The following is a 602-nucleotide window of genomic DNA, read 5'->3' as shown; positions in this document are numbered from 1 at the left end:
ACCGCCCATACCTTTGACTTTCTTGCCTGGAATCATCCAGTTTGCCAGATCACCCTTTTCGGAAACTTCCATTGCCCCCAGAATCGCAATATTGACATGTCCACCGCGAATCATGGCAAAGGAATCCGCACTGGAAAAGAAGGCAGCACCTTTACGGGCAGTCACCGTCTGTTTACCTGCATTAATTAGATCTGCATCAACGGTTTCTACAGTTGGAAATTCATCAATGCCTAACAGGCCATTTTCAGACTGGAGCCAGACGTTGATATCGTCCGGAATATGGTTGGCCACCAATGTTGGTAAACCGATACCAAGATTGACATAGAACCCATCTTCAAGTTCCTGTGCTGCACGTTGAGCCATTTGATTTCGAGTCCAAGCCATGATTATGCTCCCGCCTTTAAGGTCATCTGTTCAATGCGTTTTTCTGGTGAAGCATTAACGACAATTCGATTCACATAGATTCCAGGCAGATGGATATCATCGGGATCAAGTTCACCAATCTCTACGATCTGTTCAACTTCAGCCACAGTGATCTTCCCGGCCATGGCACATTCGGGGTTGAAATTACGTGCGGTTTTACGGAAGACCAGGTTGCCGGC

At 47.0% G+C, this 602-nt stretch carries 2 protein-coding genes; both read right to left on the bottom strand.

Annotation, left to right across the window (positions count from 1 at the left end; all coding sequences use genetic code 11):
- The coding region (locus B4033_RS12890; protein WP_286834555.1) for a CoA-transferase at window positions 1–384 on the bottom strand (384 nt) is incomplete at its 3' end.
- 2 nt (window positions 385–386) lie between these two features.
- Window positions 387–602: CoA-transferase (locus B4033_RS12885; protein WP_286834554.1), on the bottom strand; the 216-nt coding region annotated here is incomplete at its 5' end.

The organism is Acinetobacter sp. UBA3132 (assembly GCF_002364825.1).
Lineage (GTDB): Bacteria > Pseudomonadota > Gammaproteobacteria > Pseudomonadales > Moraxellaceae > Acinetobacter > Acinetobacter schindleri.
This window is presented reverse-complemented; position numbering and strand designations above follow the sequence as displayed.